Source organism: Bradyrhizobium sp. USDA 4353 (genome assembly GCF_054063215.1).
Genome location: NZ_JBSSGB010000001.1, coordinates 5,608,101 through 5,632,930 on the forward strand (window position 1 = coordinate 5,608,101; position 24,830 = coordinate 5,632,930).

Here is a 24,830-nt window from a genome sequence, read left to right on the forward strand (position 1 = left end):
GCGGAAGATCAGCAGCCGAGCCGGTCGGCGATGCCGTTGAAGTCGGCGGCCACGATGTCCCAGGCGCCGGTCGCCTCGAAGTCACGGTTCTGCAGCGGGCCGTATTCGGTGGGTCGGGCGACGAAGGCCGTCTTCAGGCCATAACGCTGGGCGGCCTCGAGATCGTTGTTGTGCGCGGCGACCATCATGACCTCGCCGGGCGAAAGACATAGGAGACGCGCGGCGCCGAGATAGGTCTCGGGATCGGGCTTGTAGTGCTCGAACAGCTCGGCGGAGAGAACGAGGTCCCAGGGAAGCCCTGCGAACTTCGCCATGTTGGTCAGCAGCGCGACATTGCCGTTGGAGAGCGGCGAGATGATGTATTTGGACTTCAGCCGGGTCAGCCCGGCGACACTGTCGGCCCACGGATGCAGCCGGTGCCAGCCGCGCGTCAGATAGTCGAGATCGGCCTCGGTGAGGCCGGCGATGCCGAGCTTGGCGACGAGCGTCTCGAGCGAGCGCCGGTGCAGTACGTCGAGGATGAGATAGCCGCGCTCGGGATGCCTGCGGACCTCCTCCATCGAGCCGACATAGAGCCCGCGCCAGCCATCAACCAGCGCGGTCCAGTCGCCCTGGATGCCGCGCGTCTTGGACCAGGCGGTGAAGTCGTTGATGAGGCTCGTGCGCCAGTCAACGACGGTGCCGAACACGTCGAACACCAGCGCCTTGACCATCGAGAGATCGGACATTGCGGCGCTCCGCCGTCAGTCGAGGTGGAACTTCTCGAGCTGACGGTGCTCGGCGCGGATGTAGCGGACGGTGCCGGTGACGGAGCGCATCACGACGGTCTCGGTCTCGATCACGCCGTCCTTGCGGAACTTTACGCCGGACAGCAGCGAGCCGGTGGTGACGCCGGTGGCCGCGAACAGGCAGTCGCCGCGGGCCATGTCCTCGATGCCGTAGATCATCTTGGGATCGCCGACGCCCATCTTGTGAGCGCGCTCGCGCTTCTCCTCGGTGTCGAGGATCAGGCGGCACTGCATCTGGCCGCCGATGCAGCGCAGCGCCACCGCAGCCAGCACGCCCTCGGGCGCGCCGCCAGTGCCGAGATACATGTCGACTCCGGTGTTGTCGGGGTCGGCGCAATGGATCACGCCCGCGACGTCACCGTCGGTGATCAGTCGGACGGCAGCGCCGGTCGAGCGCACGCCCTGGATGATATCGGCGTGGCGCGGACGGTCCAGCACCAGCACGGTGATCGCGGAGGGATCGACGCCCTTGGCCTTGGCGAGACGGCGGACGTTGTCCGCCGGGGTGGCATCGATGTCGACCACGCCCTTGGCGTAGCCCGGACCGACGGCGATCTTCTGCATGTAGACGTCGGGGGCGTGCAGCAAGGTGCCACCATCGGCCATCGCCATGGTCGCGATCGCGCCCGGCATGTTCTTGGCGCACAGCGTCGTGCCCTCGAGCGGGTCGACCGCGATGTCGACCCTGGGACCGGCATTGAGGCCGACCTTCTCGCCGATATAGAGCATCGGCGCCTCGTCACGCTCGCCCTCGCCGATCACGACCGTGCCTTCGATCGGCAGCTTGTTGAGCTCGCGTCGCATCGCATCGACCGCCGCCTGGTCGGCCGGCTTTTCCTGGCCGTGGCCGCGCAGCCGCGCCGCCGACACCGCCGCGCGCTCGGTCACACGCACCAGCTCCAGGGTCAGGATGCGCTCGAGCAAGAGCTGTTGCGGGACGGAAATCTGCGTCGACATCGGTCAACTCCTCAAGACGTCAAGGCGGCACACCGCCCTCAAATTCTACCAGCGCGAGGCCGCCATCGGGGGCGGCTCACGGTTCAGCGGGACGGCCCGGATGGCCGCTCCTCGCCGCGCGATTCCACCGGTTTGAGCATGAACCTAAGCCAAACGCCACGCGTTTGTTTGAGCAACGGCAACCGGTTCCCGGGGCATCCCAGGTTAATTCTTCTCGATCCGGATCACCTGCGGCTTGCCGCTGATGACCTTGTCGCGCTGCACGGCCTGGAGCGCCTTGTGCACGGCATCCTCATGCGTCGCATAGGTGATCAGGATCACCGGCACGGGGCCGCCCTTGGCGCCGGTCTTCAGCGCCTCGCTGCCATTCGGATGGCGCTGCACGATCGACTCGATCGAGATCTTCTGCTCGGCGAGCCGGGTCGCGATCGTTGCGGCTGTGCCGGCATGGTCGCGCGCCATCAGGCGGATGTAATAGCCGCCCTCGTGCCGCTCCATCGGCGCCTTCTCGGTCGGCTGCAGCTTCTCGACCGGACGCCCGAACGGCGCTGAGCGGATGCCGCGCGCGACGTCGGCGATATCGGCAACGACCGCGGACGCGGTTGCCGCGCCCCCTGCGCCCGGACCGACCAAGGTGATCGGCGGAATGCCTTCGCCGTCGATCGTGACCGCATTGGTTACGCCCATGACCTGGGCGATCGAGGAGGATTTCGGCACCATGGTCGGATGCACGCGCTGCTCGATGCCCTTGGCGGTGCGCATGGCGACCCCGAGCAGCTTGACGCGGTAGCCGAGCTCATCGGCAGCCTTGAGATCCTCGGGAGCGATCGAGGAGATGCCTTCCACATAGATCGATTTCTCGGCCACCTGGGTGCCGAAGGCCAGGCTCGCCAGGATCGCGAGCTTCTGCGCGGTGTCATGGCCATGGATGTCGAAAGACGGATCGGCCTCGGCATAGCCGAGGCGCTGCGCGTCCTTCAGGCACTCGTCGAACGACAGGCCCTCCTGCTCCATCCGGGTCAGGATGTAGTTGCAAGTGCCGTTGAGGATGCCATAGACGCGGCCGATGCCGGTGCCGGCGAGACCCTCGCGTAACGTCTTGATGACCGGGATGGCGGCGCCGACGGCGGCCTCGAAATTCAGCGCGGCGCCCGACTTCTCGGCGGCCTTGGCGAGCTTCAGGCCATGCTTGGCGATCAGCGCCTTGTTGGCCGTGACCACCGACTTGCCCGCCTTCAGCGCGGCGTCGATCGCCGACAGCGCCGGGTCGCCCGATCCGCCCATCAGCTCAACGAAGCAATCGACCTCGGGATCGCCGGCCAAAGCGAGCGGATCCTTAGCCCACTTGATGCCGGTGAGATCGACGGCGCGCTTCTTCTTCGACCGCGCCGTCACGGCCACGACCTTCAAGGGCCGCCCCGTCCGCTCGGTGAGCACGCGCCCCTGCTGCTCGATCAGACGAACGACTTCGGCACCCACGGTGCCGAGGCCCGCGATGCCCACTCTCAGGGGTGCGACCATGGAATCAAAGAACCTGCAGCAAGGAAACGGGAAGACTCAGCGCCGGTTGGCCAGAGGAACCACGTTGTGCAACGTTTCGATGCCGCTTTCAAGGAAGCGGCGGACGCCGCGCGCGGCCTGCCGGATGCGCTGCTCGTTCTCGACCATCGCGATGCGCACATAGCCTTCGCCATGCTCGCCAAAGCCGACGCCCGGCGACACCGCGACGCCGCACTTCTCGACCATCAGTGTCGCGAACTGCATGCTGCCCAGGCTCTTGAACTTCTCCGGAAGCGGCGTCCAGGCGAACATCGAGGCCTCCGGCGAGGGGATCTCCCAGCCGGCCCGGCCGAACGACTCGACCAGCGTATCCCGACGCTTGCGATAGACGTCGCGCATCTCGCGAATGCAGTCGTCGGGACCGTTCAGCGCGGCCGTCGCTGCGACCTGCACCGGCGTGAACGCGCCGTAGTCGAGATACGATTTCACCCGCGCCAGCGCGGCAATGATGCGCTCATTGCCGACGGCGAAGCCCATGCGCCAGCCAGCCATCGAATAGGTCTTCGACATCGAGGTGAACTCGACCGCGACATCCATCGCGCCCGGCACCTGCAGCACCGACGGCGGCGGGTTGTTGTCGTCGAAATAGACCTCGGCGTAGGCGAGGTCCGACAGGATCAGGATCTCGTGCTTTTTCGCGAATGCGACGAGGTCGCGATAGAAGTCGAGGCTCGCGACATAGGCGGTCGGGTTGCTCGGATAGCAGACGATCAGCGCCAGCGGCTTCGGGATCGAGTGAATGATGGCCCGCTCGGCCGCCTCGAAGAATTGCGGCGTCGGCTCGGCCGGCACCGAGCGGATGACACCGCCGGCCATCAGGAAGCCGAACGCGTGAATCGGATAGCTCGGGTTCGGACACAGGATGACGTCGCCCGGCGCGGTGATCGCCTGGGCCACGTTGGCAAAGCCTTCCTTGGAGCCGAGCGTCGCCACGATCTGGGTGTCGGGATTGAGCTTCACCCCGAAGCGGCGGTCGTAATAGGCCGCCTGCGCGCGGCGCAGGCCAACGATGCCGCGCGAGGCGGAATAGCGGTCGGTGCGCGGCTTGCCCAGGGTCTCCTTGAGCTTCTCCAGCACATGTGCCGGCGCCGGCAGGTCCGGATTGCCCATGCCGAGGTCGATGATATCGGCTCCGGCGTTCCGCGCGGCCGCCTTGGCCCGGTTGACCTGCTCGAACACGTAAGGCGGCAGACGGCGGATGCGGTAGAAATCTTCCATGGGTCTCTCGGCTCCGGCAACCGGGGGCGAATTCGCCAACGTGGCTGGCGCTGCGACGCCTCAGCCCTGAAATCCGTGCTTGAACATAAGCTTAGCACGGCCATACGGCCTGGCTGGCGGCGACACGCAAGGGTGCGGTTGATTCCGGTGTTTTATCATGGACGCCGCGCCGCGCCAGACAATTACGTCATTGGGAGCGGGCCGGAGGGCTTACCGGTCCCTGACGCCGGACGCGGCCGAGGCCTGGCGGTCGCGCGCAGCCGTGAGCTCCTTTTCGATCCGGGCGCGCTCCTCCGGCGAGATCATCGGCGTTCCGCGATCGCGCGGGACGTCGTTCACAGGCAGATAACCGGAGGGCTCCTTGGGGTGAGCGCCGGCGTCGGCGTCGAGCGAGGGCATGTCGGCGATCGAGCTGGAGCAGCCAGCCAACGCCAGGCTGCCGCAAAGCACGACGGCCGCCGCCAAGGCGCGCGCCCACGTCCTCCCGCTCTGCTCCGCCCCTGTCACGCCAAAGTCCCCACCGACCCAACCGACCCAACCGACCCCAAAACGCAATGCGGCACATTTTGCCGCAGTACAACCAATTGTCACCCGAAACGTTAGACGGTTGAACAGGAATTTCGTCGCCTATGCGAACGCATTGTGACTGACGCGAATCTTTTTCGCAACGCAACACGCAGAAATCGAATTAACCGCAAACTCGCGGATTATTGATCTCGCGCGGTGACGAGCGGGTCCCAACGCGATAGTGTGATCTGGCCATGACCGACGTTTCGAACAACACCACCCAATCAACAAAAACATTCGACGCCGAAGCCTTCGCGACGAATATCGCGAGAGCAATGGAGACCAGCGGCAAGGCGCTCGCGGCCTATTTGAAGCCCCGCGAGACCGGCGAGGTTCAGGACCGGCCGCCGACCGAGCTTGCCGAGGTCGTGAAGTCATTCACCGCCGTCGCCGACTACTGGCTGTCGGACAAGGATCGCGCCAGCGATATCCAGACCAAGATTGCGAAGGGCTATCTCGACCTGTGGGGCTCGGCCTCGCGGCGTCTGGCCGGCGAGGAGGCGCCGCCCACAATCTCGCCGTCGCCGCGCGACAAGCGCTTCGCCGATCCCGAGTGGAAGTCGAACCAGTTCTACGATTTCGTCATGCAGGCCTATCTGCTGACCACGCAGTGGGCGCAGGACCTCGTGCACAATGCCGAAGGCCTCGACCCGCACACGCGCAAGAAGGCCGAGTTCTACGTCAACCAGATCACCAACGCGCTGGCGCCGTCGAACTTCGTGCTCACCAATCCGGAGGTGCTGCGGCAGACGGTGGCGTCGAGCGGCGACAACCTCGTGCGCGGCATGCAGATGCTCGCGGAGGACATCGAGGCCGGCAAGGGCACCTTGAAGATCCGGCAGTCCGATCCGGCCAATCTCGAGGTCGGCGTCAACATGGCGACGACGCCGGGCAAGGTGATCTTCCAGAACGAGATGATGCAGCTGATCCAGTACGCGCCGACCACGGAGAACGTGCTGCGCACGCCGCTCCTGATCGTGCCGCCCTGGATCAACAAGTTCTACATCCTCGATCTCCGCCCGGAGAAATCCTTCATCAAATGGTGCGTCGATCAGGGCCTCACGGTGTTCGTGATCTCCTGGGTCAATCCCGACAAGTCGTTGGGGAGCAAGACCTGGGAAGACTACATGAAGGAAGGCCCGCTCACCGCGATGGACGTCATCGAGAAGGTGACGGGCGAGATGAAGGTGCACACGATGGGCTATTGCGTCGGCGGCACCATGCTGGCGACGACATTGGCCTGGCTCGCCGACAAGCGCCGCCAGCGCGTGACCTCCGCCACCTTCCTCGCAGCCCAGGTCGACTTCACCCATGCCGGCGACCTCCTGGTGTTCGTCGACGAGACCCAGATCTCGGCGCTCGAGCGCGACATGCAGGCCTCGGGCGTGCTCGAGGGCAGCAAGATGGCGATGGCCTTCAATATGCTCAGGTCGAACGACCTGATCTGGTCCTACGTCGTCAACAACTACCTCAAGGGCCAGCCGCCCCAGGCGTTCGACCTCTTGCACTGGAATTCCGACGCCACGCGGATGTCGGCGGCCAATCACTCCTACTACCTGCGCAACTGCTATCTGGAGAACCGGCTGACCTCGGGCACCATGGTGCTCGACAACACGCTGCTCGATCTCTCCAAGGTGAAGGTGCCGGTCTATAATCTCGCCACCCGCGAGGACCACATCGCGCCGGCCGACTCCGTGCTCTACGGCTCGCAGTTCTTCGGCGGCCCCGTGAAGTACGTGCTGTCGGGCTCGGGCCACATCGCCGGCGTCGTCAATCCGCCCTCCTCCGGCAAGTACCAGTACTGGACCAACGACCAGATCCACGACATCTCGCTGAAGGACTGGATCAAGGGCGCCGAGGAGCACAAGGGCTCGTGGTGGCCGGACTGGCGCGCCTGGCTCGGCGAGCTCGATCCGGAGCAGGTTCCCGCGCGCAACGTCGGCAGCGAGGCCTATCCACCGCTTGAAGATGCGCCCGGGTCGTATGTCCGTGTCCGCGCGTAGCGTGATCAGCCGCGATTGACTATAACCGCTCCGTCCCGCCGGGACGGGACGGTAATCAGTTGAGGGGATGTTGATGACGCGCGAACTGTTCTGGCTGACGCTCACGGTCATTCTGACCGGCCTGCTGTGGGTTCCCTACATCCTGAACCGCTGCCAAGTCCGCGGCCTCACCGGCGCCATGGCCAACCCGTCCCGCAACGACAAGCCCCACTCGGCCTGGGCGAACCGGTTGATGTTCGCGCATGACAATGCGGTCGAGAACCTCGTGATCTTCGCGCCGCTGGTGCTGATCCTGAACGCGATCGATTATTCGACCAAATGGACCGTGCTGGCCTGCGCCGTCTATTTCTGGTCGCGCGTCGCCCACGTCATCGTCTATGCGATCGGCCTGCCCGTGTTTCGGACGCTTGCTTTCGTTGTTGGTTTCGCCGCCCAGGCGGTTCTGGCGATCGCGATCTTCGGCTGGCTGTAATCCCTAGGGCAGATTGTCCCGCAGGAAGATGTCGATGCGGATGCGCTCCTGATCGGGGCTCGTCGGCTCGCCCGAGCAATGCGCAAGCAAGACGCGCGCTGCCGAGCGCGCCTCGTGGCCCGGATCCTGGTTGATGATCGCGTCCAGCGTGCCGCGGACCAGGAAGCGCCGGGTGTGCTGGGTCAGCTCATGCGTGATCCACACCACCTCGCGCGCTCGCCCCGACGCCTCCAGCGCATCGGCAATTCCACGGTTGCCGGCGCCGCAGCAATAGATGCCGCGCAGGTCGGCGTGGCGGGCGAGCAGCTCCGTCGTCAACTCCCGCGTGCGCTCGCTGTCGTCGCGGCCCTCGAGCACCGGTAACGCCCGCAGGTTCGGATACTCGCTCGACAGGATCTGGTTGAAGCCGAACTGCCGCTCGGCATGATCGCGCAGCGACAATGAGCCGGCGATGACCGCGACGGTCCCCTCCTGGCCGCCGAGATAGCGCCCCATCAGGGTGGCCGCGGTTCGCCCCGCCGCGGGATTGTCGATGCCGACGTAGTGCAGGCGGCGCGAGCTCGGCGCGTCCGACACCAGCGTCACAACAGCAACGCCACGCGCGGTGAGCTCGTCAATGGCGGCACGGACTCGGGGATGGTCAAGCGCAATCACTGCGACGCCCTGATAGGCCGGCGACAGCGTCTCCAGCGCGCGCGCCAGCACGTCCGGATCGAACACATCGACATGGAGGATGTCGATGAAGCCGCGCTGGCCGGCCAGCCACTCCGCGGTGCGCTGGACCTGCTCGGTCAGGTTGGTCATGAAGCTGTTGCCGCCGGTCGGCAGCACGAAGGCAAAGCGAAAGCTTTGGCCGCGGGCGAGACGCGCGGCGGCGATGTCGGCGCGATAGCCGAGCTTGGCCACGGCAGCCTCGACGCGCGCGACGGTCTTGGCCCGCACACCCTCGCGCCGATTGATCACCCGGTCGACAGTGGCGAGCGAAACGCCGGCCGTCCGCGCGACGTCTTCAAGCGTGGCGCGGACCGGCATTGGCGTTGCGTCAGGGGTCACTCGCGGGCCGCCCATAGCATGCCGCGCGTCATGAGCGTGCGGATCTCGGGCACGTCGAGCTCATAGGCGCGATGACCGAGCGAGGAATAGAATACCCTGCCCTCGCCATAACGTTTCTTCCACACCACCGGCATCACGACCCCCTCGATCCAGGGGGCATGCTCGCCGCTGAAGGTCGTGGTCGCCAACACCTCGTTGGCCGGGTCGACATGCATATAATACTGCTCGGACCGGTGTTCGAAACTCTTCAATCCCTTCATGATGGGATCATCCGGCTTGGTCAAGTCGACCCGGTAGTCAATGATATTGCCGGGATGCGCGACCCATTGCCCGCCGCACATGAACTGGTAGTCCACCGAATCGCGGAAGGCGTCGCCCATGCCGCCGTGATGGCCGGCGAGACCGACGCCGCTGCGCACCGCCGCACAAAGGTTGAGCGCCTCAGCTTTCTCGATCTTGGACATCGTGTAGATCGGAATGATCAGCGACAGATCATGGATCGCGGGATCGGCGAAAGCCGCGGTCGTGGTCTCGATCCGGACGTCGAAGCCTTCCGCCTTCAGCCATCCCCGGATCATCGAGGCACAGAGATCGGGGTCGTGTCCCGGCCAGCCGCCCCATACAATCATTGCCTTGCGCATGTCTCTGTCCTCAATCGATCTGTCCGGTGTCGCGTCCCGCCGGCAGGGCCGCAGGCCGCTCGACGCGGCTCTCGATCCTGACGCGGCGGCCTTCGTTGGCGGAGGTCTGGAACGCCTCCATCACCTCGAGCACGTGGAAGGCCAGCGCGCCGCTGGCGCGATGCGGCCGGTCGTTCAGGATCGCGATCGCCATGTCGGCGACGCCGATCGAGCGGAATTCGCCGTCGACGTGCCCATGCGTCAGCGGCATCGTCTCCCATTCACCGCCGGTCTTGGCCACCTGCACCTCGCCGCCGAAGCGGTTGGGATCCGGCACCAGCATGCTGCCCTGGTCGCCATAGATCTCGATCGGCGCATGCCGGTGCTTGGGCACATCGAAGCTCATCGTCACCGACACCACCGCCCCGCTCTCGAATTCGAGCGTGCCGGAGACGTGCGTCGCCACCTCGACCGGGATCAGCGTGCCGTTCATCGGCTGGCTGGTGACGAGACGCTCCGCCCGCGGACGCGCGGTCGAGCCCATCACGCTCGCGACCGGACCGAGCAGTTGGACGAGATCGGTGATGTAGTACGGTCCCATGTCGAGCATCGGACCGCCGCCGCGCAGATAGTAGAAGCCCGGCGCAGGATGCCAACGCTCATGGCCGGGGCAGCCGAAGAAGACGCTGCCGGCGACGGGCGTGCCGATCGCGCCGTCGTCGATCAGCTTGCGCGCGGTCTGGTGTCCGCCTCCGAGAAACGTGTCCGGCGCACAGCCGACGCGAAGATTCTTCTGCGCGGCGAGCTCCATCACCTTGCGGGCTTCGGCGACATCGATGCCGAGCGGCTTCTCGGAATGAACGTGCTTGCCGGCATTGAGCACGGCGAGGCTGACATCGGTATGCGCGAGCGGCACGGTGAGATTGATGACGATCTCGATGTCGTCGCGCTTGAGCAGCTGGTCGACCCGCATGCCGGGAAGGCCGAAGGCGGCGCCCTGGCGCTCGGCCGCCTCGCTGCGCATGTCGGCGAGAGCCTTGATGTCGAGGACCGGGAAGCGCTGGGCCGCCTTCAGATAGGCGGTGCTGATGTTGCCGCAGCCGATGATGCCGATGCCGACGCGTCTCATTGCATTCTCCGTGATGTCAGGTTCATCCCTTCACCGCCCCCGACGTCAGGCCGGCAACGATGTGCTTCTGCGCCAGAAGGAACAGGATGATGGTGGGCGGGATGGTCAGAGTGATGAAGGCCAGGATCAGGTGCCACTCGGACGAATATTCGCCCTGATAGACCATGATGCCGAGCGGCCAGGGATACAGCGCATCGGTGTTGAGCATCACCAGCGGCAGCAGATAAGCGTTCCAGCTGTTGACGAAGGTGATGGTCCCGACGGTCGCCAGGATCGGACGTGATAGCGGCAGGGTCACGTAGCGGAAGAACTTCACGTAGCTGCAGCCGTCGACCAGCGCGGCTTCCAACAGCTCGTAGGGGATGTCCTTGAAGAACCGTCGCAGCAGCAGCACGCTCATGGCGAGGCTGAACGCGACCTGCGGCAGCGCGACGCCGAAATAAGTGTCGAGCAGCCCGAGGTCGCGCACCTTGATGAACAGCGGCAGCACCGCCGTCGCTGCCGGGAACAGCAGGCCGAGCGTGAGATAGCTCAGCAGCATCGAGCTGCCGTAGAACCGGACATGAGCGAAGGTGAACGCCGCCATGGACGCGACGATCAGGGTGAGGACCACCGTGAGCGTCGAGATGATCAGCGAATTGCGCAGCAGCTGCCAGTAGCGGCCGGAGAACAGGATGTCGGCATAGTTCTGCCACTCCCAATGCCTGGGCAGCCCGAACGGATTGACGCGCAATTCGCCGAGCGACTTGAAGCCGCCGAGGAAGGTCGCCAGCAGCGGCACCACAACGAAGACGGCGACGATGGTCAGGAATGCCGCCTTGAACAGCACGGCCGGATCGAACGGCTCTCTCGTGGTCTCAGCCCTATTCATCGCGCATGAACCATCGCTTGTAGGTGAAGGCAAAGGTCACGCAGATCACGAACAGGATGACGCCGATGGCGCTGCCGTAGCCCACCCGCATGCGCGAGATGCCGTTGTTGTAGAGGAAGCTCACCATCGTGTTCGAGGAGTCCGCTGGCCCGCCACGTGTCAGCGGCATCACCAGGTCGAACAGTTGCAGCGAGCCGATGATGGCGAAGAAGACGGACAGCCGGATGGTCGGATAGAGCAAGGGGATGACGACATGGCGCAGGCTCTGCGTCCGCGTCGCGCCGTCGATCCGGGCGGCCTCGATCAGGCTCTTGTCGATGCTCTGCAGCGCTGCAATGAACAGCATCATGTGGAAGCCGAAATACTTCCAGACGATCACGATCAGCACCGCCAGCATCGCGGTGTCGGTCGAGGCCAGGAGGTGCGGCGGCTCGGCACCGAAACCGCGCCAGATGGAGGCCACGAGGCCGTAATCCCCGTCATAGACGAAGCTGAAGATCAGCCCGGTCGCGATCTCCGCGAGAATATACGGCATGAAGAACAGCATGCGCAGCGCGACCGCGCCGCGGAACCGCTCGGCGAGCATCAGGGCCAGCGTCAGCGCCAGCGGGAGCTGCACGCACAGCGAGACCGCGATGATCAGGCCGTTGTTGCGGAGCGCGAGCCAGAACGCGCGCGTCTCCAGCACGAAGCGGTAGTTGTCGAAGCCGATCCAATTGGTCGGCCTGCCGAACCCGTTCCAGTTGAAGCCGGAGTACCAGGCGGCCTCGCCGATCGGCAGCACCACGAACAGCGTGAACAGCAGCAAGGCCGGCGGCAAGAACAGGATCAGGACGGTGAAGCGGCCATCCCAGCTCGGGCCGCGGCTCGCGCGCACGGCCGGCGACGGCCGCGCGACCTGCAGCGACGGCGTACTCGCGATCGGACGCGCCACGTCAGTTGCCCTGCTTGCGCGCCGCTTCGATAGCCTTCGCCGCCTCCGGCGGACTCATGCTGCCGCCGGCAATCTCCGCGCTGACGTCGTTGACGACGCGGCCGACCGACGGGCCGAGGCTCTGGTCATAGAAGTTCTGGTGATAGTTCGACTTCGCCAGATTGGTCGCGATCTGCTTCATGAAGGAATTGGTGAGACCGGCCTCGGCCCCCTGCACCACCGGAATGATGAAGTTGCCGGCCGCAAGCCGCGTCTGCACGTCCTTGGAGATGAAGTATTTCAGGAAGTCCGTCGCTTCCTTCGGCGAGCCCTTGGTGACGAGCCAGCCGGTGATGCCGCCGAGCGTATCGGTCGGCTCCCCCTTGCCGCCGGCGACCGTCGGGAAATCGAACCAGCAGATCTTGTCCTCGCCGAGGCCCACCTTATCGGCCGCGAGCGCGCGCTGAAGATTGTAGACCGAGCTGATCGCCAGCGTCATCGCCGCCTTGCCGTCGCCGAAATAGCCAACCGCCTGCGGGTTCTTGAAGCCGAGGAAGCCGTTCTGGAACGGCTGGAGATCGACCAGTTGCTTGAACAGCTCGCCGGACTTGACGAAAGTGTCGCCCGCGAAGCCGCCGTTCTCGCCACGGAGCGCCGCCTCGAACGCCGGCTTGCCGCCGAGTCGGACGGCCAGATGAGTCCAGTAGAAGTGCAGCGGCCATTTGTCGGCGCCGCCGACCACGATCGGGGTCACGCCCGCAGCCTTCAGGGTCTTCACGGCTCCCAGCAGATCGTCCCAGGTTTTGATCGCGGCGGGATCGACCTTGGCCTTGGCCATCAGCTCCCTGTTGCAGACGAAGCCGACCTGCGAGAGCGAGATCGGCAGCCCGTACACATGGCCATTGTCGGTGAAGGCGGCGAGCGCCGCCGGAGTGATGCTGTCGCTATAGCCCTTCACCTGGTCGGTGATGTCCTCCAGCACGCCGGCCTCGATCTGCGCCTTCAGCACGCCGCCGGCCCAGCTGTAGATGATGTTCGGACGGTCCTTGGATTGCAGAATCGTCGGCAGCTTCGCCTTGTAGGCCTCGTTCTCGAGGAACTGCATCTCGATCTTGGTGCCGGGATGCGAGGCCTCATAGGCACGCGCGACCTCCTCCCAGATCTTCACCTGGGCCGGATTGACCTCGATGTGCAGCCATTTGACGGTCGTGTCGGCGACGGCCGCGGCAGTGCCAAGCAGGCATGCGGCCGCAGCGAATCCGAGCTTCGCGAGCAGTCTCATCAGAATCCTCCCAACGTCTTTTTGTTGAGGTAATCCTGTCCTCAAATTCTGAGGTGCGCAACTAAAATTCTGACCTGGCTCACCTCACGCGATTGACTTCGCGCATGCAGCAGGCGTGCGCGGGTGCACTCCGCCGGTCCGAGTTCCATCAGACCGCGAGCGGAACGGAGGGCGGCGGAGGAAACAACAACCACGCTGCAACGCGGTGAACCACGACGACCACCTCGCTCACGCGAGGCGGTCAGCCGGCACTCAGCCGTCGAGGGCGTCGATCAGCGTTTCGTCGACCAGTGGACGCAGGCTGAAATCGTCCTTCAGCCGCGTGCGTCCATACCAATCGAGCAAGGTGACCTCCTTGCCGAGGTAACGCTGCATCGCCAGGCCGAACAGCGGATGGTCCTTGTTGGCAATGGCAAAGCTCTTTCGATCGAGATCGCGGTCGCGCTGATAGATGGCCTCGATCTCATCCAGAAAGCCAGAGAGCATGCTCTTCAGCCGCGCCTCGACCTCATTCACAGCGGCCAAATCAACACCTGCTTCCACGAGGTGGCCCTTGACGTCGTCCAGCTCCTCGTTCAGCGCGAGCCACGCGATGTCGCGCTCGCGCAGGAACGACAGGCTGCGATGGATGCGCAGGTACCAGGGACACTTGACCTTGACCATGTCGCCATTGGCGAACTGGATGACGTAGCCTTCCCTGCCCTCCATGTCGGCGAGCGAGTCGATGGCAGCCGACAGCGAGAGCCCGTCGAACCGATGCACCAGCGGAACGGCGTGACTGGCGATCAGGTCGTGAACGGCGTGACCACGATCGAGCATCACATATTGACCGGTGACGTTGTCGCGCACATGCAGCAGGCGCAGCTCGGGCTGCTCCTGCGCAACGACGATCCGCGCATCCGGGTGCGTCAGCTCGAAGATCGCCGTCATGCCGGCGCGCGCGACCTCCTGGGCGAAGGCGTTGATGCGGCCATTCTCAGGCTGCCCCAGCAATTGCGTCGCCAGCCTGACGACATCCGAATTGAACGACTTCTTCGACCGCCATCTCAGCTGATCATCGACCCAGGCGGTCGCGACCATGCTGCCGTCGAGCTTGTCGTAGATCGCCACGATGTCGTCGCGCGACAGCAGCCGGTCCGGCGCCAGCCACTCCTTCTCGCCGACATTGAAGAACTTGTGCAACGGCCGCGACACGATCTGGCCAGCGCGATCGAACGCGATGCCGCGGCACTCCAGCGCCTCCGGCGAGTCGAAGGTCTTGGAATCCATGAACAGGTAGCAGCCGAGCGTGATGCCGTTGGGCTGGGAGAGGAAACGAATCTCCTTCTTGCCGGCAACCGCGGGCTCGACGTCGGAAATATGCCGAATCGTCTTGAACATCGTTGACGTTCCACAATCAGTATGAATCGAGAGACGAACAGGCTCAGGTGCAGCGCGCCTTGAAATCGGCGGCCACGAGCTTCGCCATCACGTCGTTGAGATGAGCCTGGTCGCGGGTCTCGATCACCAGCTCCAGCAAGGTCGCCTTGGCAGGCAGATCCGAGAACGTGCGCTGGTGCGACACCTCGATGATGTTGGCGCCGGCGTTGGCGAGCAATGTCGACACGGCTGCGAGCTGTCCCGGCCGATCGACGATGTCGATCGACAGCTGCGTCAGCCGGCCCTCGCGTGCCAGCTCCCGCGTCAGCACCGAGGCGATCAGACGGGTGTCGATGTTGCCGCCGCACAGCACGAGGCCGACATTGCGGCCGGCGAACGGCGCGGGATGCGCGAGCACCGCGGCGAGGCCGACGGCGCCGGCGCCTTCGACGACCGTCTTCTCGATCGAAATCAAGGTGGCCAGCGCGCGCTCGATCTGCGGCTCAGTCACGAGCAGGATGTCATCGACGAGATGGCGGATGATCTCGGTCGTGATCCGGCCCGGCGATTTCACCGCGATGCCCTCGGCCAGCGTGTCGCCACGCATCGACAGGCTGCTGTGATTGATCGCGTTGAACATCGACGGATACAGCTCGGCCTGTACGCCGATGATGCGCAGGCCCGGCTTGATCGCGCGCGCCGCCACGGCGATGCCGGAGATCAGGCCGCCACCGCCGATCGGCACCACCAGCGTGTCGAGCTCGGGGACGACAGCGAGCATCTCCAGCGCAACCGTGCCCTGCCCCGCGATGATCAGCGGATCATCATAAGGATGGATCATGGTCATGCCGTGGGCCGCGCCGTGCTCTCTGGCGAACGCGCCGGACTCCTCCAAGGTCGCGCCGGAGATCACGACCTCGGCGCCGTGCCGCCTGGTGTTCTCGATCTTCACCATCGGCGTGCCCACGGGCATGACGATGGTGGCGGGAATGCCGAGCCGCCGCGCGTTGTAGGCGACGCCCTGCGCGTGGTTGCCGGCGGACATCGCGATCACGCCGCGCTCTCTCTGCTCGGCCGACAGCGCGTTGAGCCGGTTCAGCGCGCCGCGCTCCTTGAACGAGGAGGTGAACTGCAGGTTCTCGAATTTGAGCCAGATGTTGCAGCCGCAGATCTCGCCCAGCGTCCGGCTCTGGTTGCAGGCAGTGGCCAGCACCGCGCCGCCGATGGTGTCAGCCGCGGCGCGGACGTCGTTCACGGTCACGGGCAGCGCGTTCAGATCGATGGCGGTCATAGCTCTGCCTATCCCCAACGTGCGTCATTGCACGGCGATGCCGGTCAGGCGCCGGCGCTTGCATCATACTGTTGAAACCAGCCGGCCGCTGGCGCAGCCGGCTGATCCGTGTCGATCTCAGCCGAGGTCGGGAAGCCCGAGCATCAGCCGCATGTTCTGCACGGCCGCGCCCGACGCTCCCTTGCCGAGATTGTCGAGCCGCGCGACCAGCACCGCCTGGTGATGCTTGTCGCTGGCGAACACGTAGAGCTCGAGTTGATTGGTCTCATTCAGCCCCTCGGGCTCCAGCTTGCCGCTTGTGTTGGACCCGCTCTCGAGCGGCATCACCGAGACATATTTGCTGCCGGCATAGTGCTTCGCCAGGGCGGCATGCAGATCCGCCCCCGCGGGCTTGCCCGGCAGCGTCTCGAGCTGCAGCGGCACCGACACCAGCATGCCCTGCCGGTAGTTGCCGACCGAGGGAATGAAGATCGGCCGCCGCGTCAGCCGCGAATAGAGCTGCAGCTCCGGCAGGTGCTTATGCTCCAAGCCGAGACCATAAAGCTCGAAGTGCGGGGCGGTCCCGGCCTCATAGGCCGCGATCATCGTCTTGCCGCCGCCGGAATAGCCGCTCACCGCGTTCACGGTGATCGGATAATCCTGTGGCATTAGGCCAGCATCGACCAGTGGCCGCAGCAGCGCGATGCCGCCGGTCGGATAGCAGCCGGGATTGGAGACCTTGCGTGCGTTGCGGATCTTGTCAGCCTGGTCGGGGGCGAGCTCCGGAAAGCCATAGGCCCAGTCCGGCGCCACGCGATAGGCGGTCGACGCGTCCAGCACCTTCGGCGCCGCGCTGCCCATGCCATCGATCAGCGCCACCGTCTCCTTGGCGGCGTCATCGGGCAGGCACAGGATGACGAGATCGACCTCGGCCATCAGCGCCCGCTTGGCGGCGGGATCCTTGCGCTTGTCCTCGGCGATCGTCTTGACGACGATGTCGCTCTGATGCGCCAGCCGCTCAGCAATCCCCAGGCCGGTCGTGCCCGAGCCGCCGTCGACGAAGACGGAGCGGGTCGTCATGCCGGCGGCAGTGTGAGCCTTCGGCGGGTTGCTATCGATCACGGTCATGACACGCTCCTTCAGGTCTGGGTTTCGCCGGCAAAGGCCTGGGGCCGCGCCTGCCGCATGAGAGAGGAAATCTGTTGCGAGCCGATGTCGGGCTGCTCGCCGAGCCTTGCGGCCACGGCTGCATAGTCGGCCTCGGACTTGTGCTGGTTGAGCTTGAAGCTGCCCTCGACCTGTTCAATGGTCATGACGATGCCGACGATTGCCTTGCGCATCGACTCCAGCCGGCCGGCGGTCATCTTGTCCGAGGTCCACGGCGTCTTCGGCAACAGCCATTGCTCGAACTTGGCGCTGAGCGCGTCGGCCTGCGCCGCGAGCTCGGCATCGGACAGCACCCGCGCCGGGCCGGTGAGATGCACCGCCTGATACAGCCAGGTCGGCACCTGCTCCGGCGAGACGTACCAGTCGGCCGAGACATAGGCGTCGGGACCGTTCACGGCGAGCAGCCATGGCGTCGCGCCGTCGGCGAGCTTCACCAGCGGATTGTTGCGGGCCACATGGAAGAACGCCTGCGGCGTACCGTCGTTCAGCGCCCCCAGATGAAACGGCAGCGGTGACGCAACTGGCTTGCTGCCGTCCCACGCGCAGACCGTGCCGAAGCCGCGCGCATCGGCAAAGCCGAGGCTTGCGGCGCGGTCTGGCTTGAAGGGCGGTGGCGTGTACATCGGTCACTCCTGCTGGACGAAGGAGCCGCCTGATCGATCACGCTGCAAGGGGAAGAACTGCCGCGGGATCGGGTCCGGCGGCAAGGGGGATGATCTAGACGCAGACCATCGCCCGTACCGCGGGGGTACGACGGCGCATGGCGGCAATGAAAATGGTCGCGGCGTTGATCATGGGCGCAGGGCTATAAGGCCGCGCGGTTCCTGCGTCAAGGTCGCGTCTGGCCGGCGCGCGTCAGACGGCGCGCCACAGCCATTCCATGATGCGCCCGATGATATCGCCGAACAGCAGCAACACGGCCGACCAGACCAACGCCGAGACGAAGTTGGCGATCTGGAACATCATATACGGCATCTCGAAGATGCCCGCGGCCAGCGGCACCGAGGCGCGCAGCGGCCCGAAGAAACGGCCGATGAAGATGCTCGGCACGCCCCAATCCCGCACGAACGCCTCGCCGCGCGGCAGCAGCTCCGGATAGCGCGACAGCGGCCACATCTGCGCGACGCGGTCCTTGTAGCGGTAGCCGAACCAGTAGGACACCCAGTCGCCGAGCGCCGCGCCGAGGCCGCCGGCCAGCCAGACCGGCCAGAAGCTGATGCCGGTGGCGCCGATCAAGGCGCCGATCGCCACCAGGGCGCCCCAGGCCGGAATCAGCAGCGAGATGAAGGCCAGGGACTCGCCGAAGGCGAGCAGCAGGACGATTGGAGCAGCCCAGGCCTGATGGTCGCGCACGACGTCGGCAACCGCGCGGCCAAAATCTTCCATCTGCTCGACGCCTTTCCTGCGACCCGGCTGTAAGTGCTTGAAGCGCTTTGCGGTTCCCTGGCGAAGACTGGTACGCCACGGAGCGGGGCAACTTCAAGTCACAACAACCGGCTGCGGCGCGTGAACAAGCCGGATCCAGCGACCACACCCGCCTCCGCCTGCCGGTTGGTTCCGGGGGCCGGCGTTTCCGGGATCATTGTCTTATGCCGGTCCATGGCATAGTCAGGCGCAACGATTCGTTCCAAATGCGCAAGCGCAACATCAAGATTCCATGGGTAAGCCGTTGAAATCAGCTGCAAAAGCCAAGGCCAAGGGGGTCCCCGACCCGCTGGCGGCATTCGCCGCCAAGGGCAAGGCCCAGACCAAGCCGCAAGCCAAGACTCCCGCCAAGCCAGCCGCCCGTGCGGCCGGTTCCGAGGGCGACTACACCGCCCGTGACATCGAGGTGCTTGAGGGCCTGGAGCCGGTACGGCGCCGCCCCGGCATGTATATCGGCGGCACCGACGAGAAGGCGCTGCACCATCTGTTCGCCGAGGTCATCGACAACTCGATGGACGAGGCGCTGGCCGGCCACGCCACCTTCATCGAGGTCGAGCTCGACGCCGAGGGCTTCCTCACGGTCACCGACAATGGCCGCGGCATTCCTATTGATCCCCACCCCAAATTCCCGAAGAAGTCGGCGCTCGAAATCATCATGTGCACCTTGCACGCGGGCGGCAAGTTCGACTCCAAGGTCTACGAGACCTCGGGCGGCCTGCACGGCGTCGGCATCTCCGTGGTGAACGCGCTGTCGACCCGGCTCGAGGTCGAGGTCGCGCGCAACCAGAAGCTCTATCGCATGATCTTCGAGCGCGGCCATCCCAAGGGCAAGCTCGAGGAGGTCGGCAAGGCGCCGAACCGCCGCGGCACCAAGGTGCGCTTCCAGCCCGACCCGACCATCTTCGGCGCCAAGGCGACGTTCAAGCCGCAGCGCCTGTTCAAGATGGCGCGCTCCAAGGCGTATCTGTTCGGCGGCGTCGAGATCCGCTGGAAATGCGATCCGTCGCTGCTCAAGGGCATCGAGGACGTCCAACCAGAGGCGACCTTCCACTTCCCGGGAGGTCTGAAGGATTATCTGGCGGCAGCGATCCACGCCGACACGCTGGTCCATCCGGACATCTTCGCCGGCAAGTCCGGCCGCACCGGCGGCCATGGCGGCTGCGAATGGGCGGTGGCCTGGACCGCCGACGCCGACGGCTTCCTGTCGTCCTATTGCAACACGATTCCGACCCCCGATGGCGGCACCCACGAATCGGGCATCCGCAGCGCACTCCTGCGCGGCCTGAAGGACCACGCCGAGCGCGTCGGCCAGGGCAAGCGTTCGGCGAACATCACCTCCGAGGACATCATGGCCGGCGCCGCCATCATGCTCTCGGTGTTCGTGCGCGAGCCGGAATTCCAGGGCCAGACCAAGGACCGTCTCGCGACAGCAGAAGCGCAGCGCATCGTCGAGCAGGCCGTGAAGGACCCGTTCGACCACTGGCTCTCGGGCAATCCGGTGCAGGCGAACAGGCTGCTCGACTTCGTCGTCGAGCGCGCCGAGGAGCGCATCCGCCGCCGCCAGGAGAAGGAGACGGCGCGCAAGACCGCGACCAAGAAGCTGCGCCTGCCCGGCAAGCTCGCCGACTGCACCGATGCCGGCACCGAGGGCTCCGAGCTGTTCATCGTCGAGGGCGATTCGGCCGGCGGCAGCGCCAAGCAGGCGCGCGACCGCAAGAAGCAGGCGGTGCTGCCGCTGCGCGGCAAGATCCTCAACGTCGCCTCGGCCGGCAAGGACAAGCTGACTGCCAACGCCCAGCTCGCCGACCTGGTGATGGCGATCGGCGCCGGCACCGGCACGTCGTATCGCGAAGAGGATCTGCGCTACCAGCGCATCATCATCATGACCGACGCCGACGTCGACGGCGCCCATATCGCTTCGCTCTTGATCACCTTCTTCTACCGGCAGATGCCGCGGCTGATCGACGAGGGCCATCTGTACCTCGCCGTGCCGCCGCTGTACCGGCTGACCCATGGCAGCAAGACGTTCTACGCGCGCGACGACGCCCATCGCGACGAGCTGCTCAAGCGCGAGTTCAACGCTAATGCCAAGGTCGAGATCGGCCGCTTCAAGGGCCTGGGCGAGATGATGCCCGCGCAGTTGAAGGAGACCACCATGGATCCGGCCAAGCGCACCCTGCTCCGGGTGACGCTGATCGCCGACGATCGCGACGGCACGGCCGACTCGGTCGAGCGGCTGATGGGGACCAAGGCGGAGGCGCGCTTCGCCTTCATTTCGGAAAAGGCTGAATTCGCCAGCGACGAGCTGCTCGACGTCTAGCTTTTGACCCGATTTCACGCCACGATTGCAGGTTCCACGCGCTCGCGTGGGCCTGCTTTTGTTTTTTGTGAACAACGACTTACGGGAACGCCGACGGTCCCGCACTGCACTTTCCCCTCCACTGTGGTGAACCGGCAACAGCTTTTGGGCATCAATCGGCTATAGTTCGGGCACATCAGGCGAGGGAATCGCCGCCACGTCCGGTCTTTGACGACCCGTCGATCTCTTGGGGAATTAGATATGAAAAAGCTTTTGCTTGCTACGACCGCGGTGGTGGTGATGACGGGTGCGGCTTCGGCTGCCGATCTGGCCGCGCGTCCCTACGCGAAGGCCCCGATGATGGCGCCGGTTGCTCCGAGCTGGACCGGCTTCTACATCTTCGGCGGTGCTGGCGGTGGCCTCTGGAATGCCGATAGCAACGTCAACACGGTTGGCGGCCTGGCGATCACCCGCGATCAGCGCCTCGGTGGCAATGGCTGGTTCGGCACGGTCGGCGCCGGTTACGATTGGCAGTTCAACAGCTCCTGGCTGGCCGGCGTGTTCGCCGACGGTCAGTTCGGCGACATCCGCGGCTCGCTGACCGATCCGAACTTCGCCCTCGAAGGACGTGAGAAGCTGCGCACCAGCTACGCCGCTGGTGTCCGCGTCGGCTACCTCGTCGCGCCGAACGTTCTGTCCTACGTCAACGGCGGCTACACCGGCTCGGAGTGGTCGGGTGCTGGTCTGTCGACCCTGGCTGCGGGCGGTGGCGCTGTCGTCGCGAATACGCCTTCGTTCCACCGCGACGGTTGGTTCATCGGCGGCGGTGTCGAGAACAACCTGAACATCTTCGGCATCACCGCGCCGGGCTGGTTCATGAAGACCGAATATCGCTCGGCCTATTACGGCCGCGTCACTCTCCCGGAGACGGCGGTCGGCGCTGCGGCCCCGTTCCAGACCGTGACCTTCAAGCCGTGGGTGCAGACCATCAGCACCTCGCTGGTCTATCGCTTCAACTGGACCGGCCCGGTCGTTTCGAAGTACTGATCGGCAATCGGCATTCTCGATTGACTGCGAAAAGCCCCGGATCATCCGGGGCTTTTTGTTTTGCTCCCCGCAGATTGCCGCCCTGGTCAGCGCGACCATCGGCCGCTAGGCTCTCCTCCACAAAAAAGACGGCAGCAGCGTCTCCGATGCTGAGAAGCCAGTCGACGACGGAGGACAATGGCCATGCGGAGATTCTTGATGATCGGCGGCCTGCTTCTGCTCGCCGTCGGCCTGTTCTGGGTTGGTCAGGGCACCGGCGTGGTGGCATGGCCCCGGACGAGCTTCATGATCAACCAGCTGCAATGGGCCGGCTATGGCGTCGGCATGGGTGCGCTTGGCCTGGTGATGATCTGGCAGGGCACCTGCTGACCTCTTTTGAAAACCGATTTGGAGAAGACGCATGGCAGGCCGTTTCGACCTGAGAGGCAGAGTTGCGATCGTGACCGGAGGCAATGGCGGCATCGGCCTGGGGATGGCGCGGGGACTCGCCGACGCCGGCGCCGACATCGCCGTGGTCGGCCGCAACGAGGCGAAATCGCAGGCCGCTGTGACCGACCTTGCCGCACGCGGCGTCCGCGCCATCGCGGTCAAGACCGACGTCAGCAACACGGATGACGTGGCCGCGATGGTCGCGCGCGTCACCGGCGAGCTCGGCCGAATCGACATCCTCATCAACAACGCCGGCATGAGCATCCGCAAGCCGCCGCATACGCTCGAGCTGGAGGAATGGCAGGAGGTGATCGACACCAACCTGACCAGCGCCTTCCTGTGCTCCAAGGCCGCCTACCCCGCCCTGAAAGCGAATGGCGGCGGCAAGATCATCAATATCGGCTCGATGCTGTCGATCTTCGGCGCCAGCTTCGCGCCCGCCTACGCCGCCAGCAAGGGCGGCATCGTGCAGTACACGCGCGCCTGCGCTTGTGCCTGGGCGCCTGACAACATCCAGGTCAACGCGATTCTGCCCGGCTGGATCGATACCGATCTGACGCGCGCGGCCCGCCAGCAGATCGACGGCCTGCACGACCGCGTGCTGGCACGCACGCCGGCCGCGCGATGGGGCGATATCGACGACTTCGCCGGCATCGCGACCTTCCTGAGCTCACCGGCCTCCGACTTTGTCACCGGCACGGCGATTCCGGTCGACGGCGGCTACTCGATCTCGGCGTGAACCAGATCAGCGCGGAAGCTGTCAGCGCCGAAAACTCTTGATCTCGGACACGCTGCCATCGCGATAGGTCAGCTCGACGGAGACGAACTTCGTCGCCGGCGGCAGCTTCAGATAGGGCGTGGCGTTGGACGGGATCGCGATCGGATCGCGCATGTCGCAGCCGGGCATGTTCAGCACCTTGTCCGGCACGGCCGTATCGATGCCGATGCGCACCTCGCGGATCGCGCAGCGATACGACATCAGATGCGTGTAGTAGACGAGCAGCCCGTTGAACTCGCGAAACGACAGCCAGCTGGTCGCGGTCATGTCGAGGATCTTGCGCTGGTCGCGCACCAAAGCGGCCTCCGGCTCGAACCGGATCGGAAACGGCCCCTGCATCTCGCCTGATGCATCGACATAACGCACCTGGATGGTGCCGGCCGGCGCATCCGCCGGCAGCTGGATCGACGGATTGGGCATGCGCTTGCGGGTGCGCGGATCGAGCACATCCAAAAATCCGGTCTCGCGAAACTCGCCCGTCTCGCCCATGCGCCAGGAGATGCCGAGCGTCGGATCGGCGATCGAGAACGTCACCGTCCAGCCGCCATTGTGGCGGGAGAACATCGCGATCGGCGCGTTCATGATCTCGTTGGCCGGCGGAATCTTCGGCGCGGAGACCGGCGGCAGCGCAGCCAGCTTCTGCTGCGGCTCGGGCGGCTTCTCCGCCGCAGGTGCTTTCGCCATCCCGTTGAGAAAGACATCATCGACCATCTGGTCGAAATACACCGGGATCTGCTTGTGGCGCACGGTCTCGGCAAGCTCGCTCACGGCGCGCCGGGTGCGTTGCGCGACCTGCACCAGGTTCACGCCGGGCTGCGTCAGCTCCTTGGCGAAGGTGCGCGTGAACACCGAGTTCGGATTGGTGTCCTCATTCGAGAGCCGGTCGAGCGCGGTCTGACGCGGCCCGGCCGAGAATACCGAGAACACGCCTTCGGGCAGCTGCGTCAACGGCGCCAGTCCACCGCCGCCGGCGACCGCGCGCGTGCCCGAGCGCTCGAACGGATTGTTGCGGCAGGCATCGAACACCAGGATCGAGGTCCGCGCTTTCTTGTTCTGCAGGCGCTCGATGATGCGGTCCGCGAGGATCGAGGCGTCGCGCACCAGCTCCTCCTGCCCTTCCGTCGCCGCCGGCACGTCGGTCGGCAGCAGGAAGTTCTGGCCGGCGATCTCGAAGCCATGCCCGGCGTAGAAGAAGAACGCGGTATCGCCGGGCTCGACGGCATTGTCGAAGGCGAGCAGGGTCTGACTGAATTGCTGACGGTTCAGATTTTCCGCGACCATCACGTTGAAGCCGAGCTGCTTGAGCGTATCGCCCATCGTGCGCGCGTCATTGACGGCCTTCTGGAGCTTCGGGACGTAGCGATAGTCGTTGTTGCCGACGACGAGCGCGACGCGCTTCTCCGCCTGGGCGGGCGGCGCCACCATCATGGCCAGCAGCGCCAACCCGCAGGCCAGCATCATCAGCATCGATCTCATCATTCGTCCCTGCCCTCGCAGCATCAGGCTGCGCCATCGATAGTCGGCCGCGCCGGGCCGCCGGTTCACCTATCCCAGGCCGGCACGCCCCCGACCTCGCCAGCGGCGCCGAACACACGCCGCAATTCCGTCGACAATTCGACGAGG

The 24,830-nt window shown here is 65.4% G+C and carries 23 protein-coding genes; 6 read left to right on the plus strand and 17 right to left on the minus strand.

What is annotated here, in order from left to right; genetic code table 11:
- Positions 1-8 precede the first annotated feature (8 nt).
- The 5 genes from ACVILH_RS25370 to ACVILH_RS25390 all read right to left on the minus strand — a co-directional run bounded on the left by ACVILH_RS25370 (position 9) and on the right by ACVILH_RS25390 (position 4,988).
- Positions 9-728, minus strand: a complete 720-nt coding sequence (locus ACVILH_RS25370; protein ID WP_456715321.1) for a haloacid dehalogenase type II — start codon at positions 726-728, stop codon at positions 9-11.
- 15 nt (positions 729-743) lie between these two features.
- Positions 744-1,745 (minus strand): class II fructose-bisphosphatase, encoded by a 1,002-nt coding sequence (gene glpX / locus ACVILH_RS25375; protein ID WP_456715322.1) that lies wholly within the window; start codon positions 1,743-1,745, stop codon positions 744-746.
- Positions 1,746-1,949: 204 nt separating this feature from the next.
- Entirely contained in the window at positions 1,950-3,266 is a 1,317-nt protein-coding gene (locus ACVILH_RS25380; RefSeq protein WP_456715323.1) for a homoserine dehydrogenase, read from the minus strand.
- Positions 3,267-3,302: 36 nt separating this feature from the next.
- Positions 3,303-4,523, minus strand: coding sequence for an LL-diaminopimelate aminotransferase (locus tag ACVILH_RS25385; protein WP_006614790.1), 1,221 nt, complete (start codon positions 4,521-4,523; stop codon positions 3,303-3,305).
- Positions 4,524-4,733: 210 nt separating this feature from the next.
- Positions 4,734-4,988 (minus strand): hypothetical protein, encoded by a 255-nt coding sequence (locus ACVILH_RS25390; RefSeq protein ID WP_456715324.1) that lies wholly within the window; start codon positions 4,986-4,988, stop codon positions 4,734-4,736.
- Positions 4,989-5,284: 296 nt separating this feature from the next.
- On the opposite strand from ACVILH_RS25390, the gene ACVILH_RS25395 reads away from it, so the two are divergent.
- Together ACVILH_RS25395 and ACVILH_RS25400 are read left to right on the plus strand one after the other, a co-directional pair.
- Positions 5,285-7,093, plus strand: a complete 1,809-nt coding sequence (locus ACVILH_RS25395) for a PHA/PHB synthase family protein (RefSeq protein WP_456715325.1) — start codon at positions 5,285-5,287, stop codon at positions 7,091-7,093.
- 73 nt (positions 7,094-7,166) lie between these two features.
- On the plus strand, positions 7,167-7,565 hold the full coding sequence (locus ACVILH_RS25400; protein ID WP_434860869.1) for an MAPEG family protein: 399 nt from the start codon (positions 7,167-7,169) through the stop codon (positions 7,563-7,565).
- A 3-nt stretch (positions 7,566-7,568) separates the two neighbouring features.
- On the opposite strand, the gene ACVILH_RS25405 is transcribed toward ACVILH_RS25400, so the two are convergent.
- From ACVILH_RS25405 to ACVILH_RS25455, 11 genes are all read right to left on the minus strand, one after another.
- Entirely contained in the window at positions 7,569-8,618 is a 1,050-nt protein-coding gene (locus ACVILH_RS25405; protein ID WP_456715326.1) for a LacI family DNA-binding transcriptional regulator, read from the minus strand.
- Positions 8,615-9,259: a ThuA domain-containing protein gene (locus tag ACVILH_RS25410; protein ID WP_456715327.1), complete on the minus strand. Its 645-nt coding sequence runs from the start codon at positions 9,257-9,259 to the stop codon at positions 8,615-8,617. The genes ACVILH_RS25405 and ACVILH_RS25410 overlap by 4 nt, the downstream gene beginning before the upstream one ends.
- Positions 9,260-9,269: 10 nt before the next feature.
- A complete protein-coding gene (locus ACVILH_RS25415) occupies positions 9,270-10,367 on the minus strand; it encodes a Gfo/Idh/MocA family protein (protein WP_456715328.1) in 1,098 nt (365 codons plus the stop codon).
- Positions 10,368-10,389: 22 nt separating this feature from the next.
- On the minus strand, positions 10,390-11,238 hold the full coding sequence (locus ACVILH_RS25420; RefSeq protein ID WP_456715329.1) for a carbohydrate ABC transporter permease: 849 nt from the start codon (positions 11,236-11,238) through the stop codon (positions 10,390-10,392).
- Positions 11,231-12,172, minus strand: a complete 942-nt coding sequence (locus ACVILH_RS25425; RefSeq protein ID WP_456715330.1) for a carbohydrate ABC transporter permease — start codon at positions 12,170-12,172, stop codon at positions 11,231-11,233. Before ACVILH_RS25425 ends, ACVILH_RS25420 begins: the two co-directional genes overlap by 8 nt.
- A 1-nt stretch (position 12,173) precedes the next feature.
- Positions 12,174-13,433 (minus strand): extracellular solute-binding protein, encoded by a 1,260-nt coding sequence (locus tag ACVILH_RS25430; protein ID WP_456715331.1) that lies wholly within the window; start codon positions 13,431-13,433, stop codon positions 12,174-12,176.
- Between the two features lie 252 nt (positions 13,434-13,685).
- Positions 13,686-14,813: an RNA ligase gene (locus tag ACVILH_RS25435; RefSeq protein WP_456715332.1), complete on the minus strand. Its 1,128-nt coding sequence runs from the start codon at positions 14,811-14,813 to the stop codon at positions 13,686-13,688.
- Positions 14,814-14,856: 43 nt separating this feature from the next.
- Positions 14,857-16,083 carry a threonine ammonia-lyase gene (locus ACVILH_RS25440; RefSeq protein ID WP_456715333.1) on the minus strand — a complete coding sequence of 409 codons (1,227 nt, stop codon included), beginning with the start codon at positions 16,081-16,083 and terminating at the stop codon, positions 14,857-14,859.
- A gap of 117 nt (positions 16,084-16,200) precedes the next feature.
- Positions 16,201-17,190, minus strand: coding sequence for an N-acetyl-gamma-glutamyl-phosphate reductase (argC, locus tag ACVILH_RS25445; protein WP_456715334.1), 990 nt, complete (start codon positions 17,188-17,190; stop codon positions 16,201-16,203).
- A gap of 11 nt (positions 17,191-17,201) precedes the next feature.
- Positions 17,202-17,852: an FMN-binding negative transcriptional regulator gene (locus ACVILH_RS25450; protein WP_456715335.1), complete on the minus strand. Its 651-nt coding sequence runs from the start codon at positions 17,850-17,852 to the stop codon at positions 17,202-17,204.
- 232 nt (positions 17,853-18,084) lie between these two features.
- A complete protein-coding gene (locus ACVILH_RS25455; RefSeq protein ID WP_456715336.1) occupies positions 18,085-18,615 on the minus strand; it encodes a DedA family protein in 531 nt (176 codons plus the stop codon).
- Positions 18,616-18,886: 271 nt separating this feature from the next.
- Here ACVILH_RS25455 and parE point away from each other — a divergent pair, with 271 nt between their 5' ends.
- The 4 genes from parE to ACVILH_RS25475 all read left to right on the plus strand — a co-directional run bounded on the left by parE (position 18,887) and on the right by ACVILH_RS25475 (position 23,168).
- The gene (parE, locus tag ACVILH_RS25460) at positions 18,887-20,974 is read left to right on the plus strand and encodes a DNA topoisomerase IV subunit B (RefSeq protein ID WP_456715337.1); all 2,088 of its coding nucleotides are present in this window, start codon (positions 18,887-18,889) and stop codon (positions 20,972-20,974) included.
- Positions 20,975-21,214: 240 nt separating this feature from the next.
- A complete protein-coding gene (locus ACVILH_RS25465) occupies positions 21,215-22,000 on the plus strand; it encodes an outer membrane protein (protein ID WP_456715338.1) in 786 nt (261 codons plus the stop codon).
- A 183-nt stretch (positions 22,001-22,183) separates the two neighbouring features.
- Complete coding sequence (locus ACVILH_RS25470) at positions 22,184-22,369, plus strand: hypothetical protein (protein WP_456715339.1); 186 nt, start codon at positions 22,184-22,186, stop codon at positions 22,367-22,369.
- Between the two features lie 31 nt (positions 22,370-22,400).
- Positions 22,401-23,168: an SDR family NAD(P)-dependent oxidoreductase gene (locus ACVILH_RS25475; RefSeq protein ID WP_456715340.1), complete on the plus strand. Its 768-nt coding sequence runs from the start codon at positions 22,401-22,403 to the stop codon at positions 23,166-23,168.
- 21 nt (positions 23,169-23,189) lie between these two features.
- On the opposite strand, the gene ACVILH_RS25480 is transcribed toward ACVILH_RS25475, so the two are convergent.
- Positions 23,190-24,686, minus strand: coding sequence for a caspase family protein (locus ACVILH_RS25480; RefSeq protein WP_456715341.1), 1,497 nt, complete (start codon positions 24,684-24,686; stop codon positions 23,190-23,192).
- Positions 24,687-24,830: the final 144 nt, after the last annotated feature.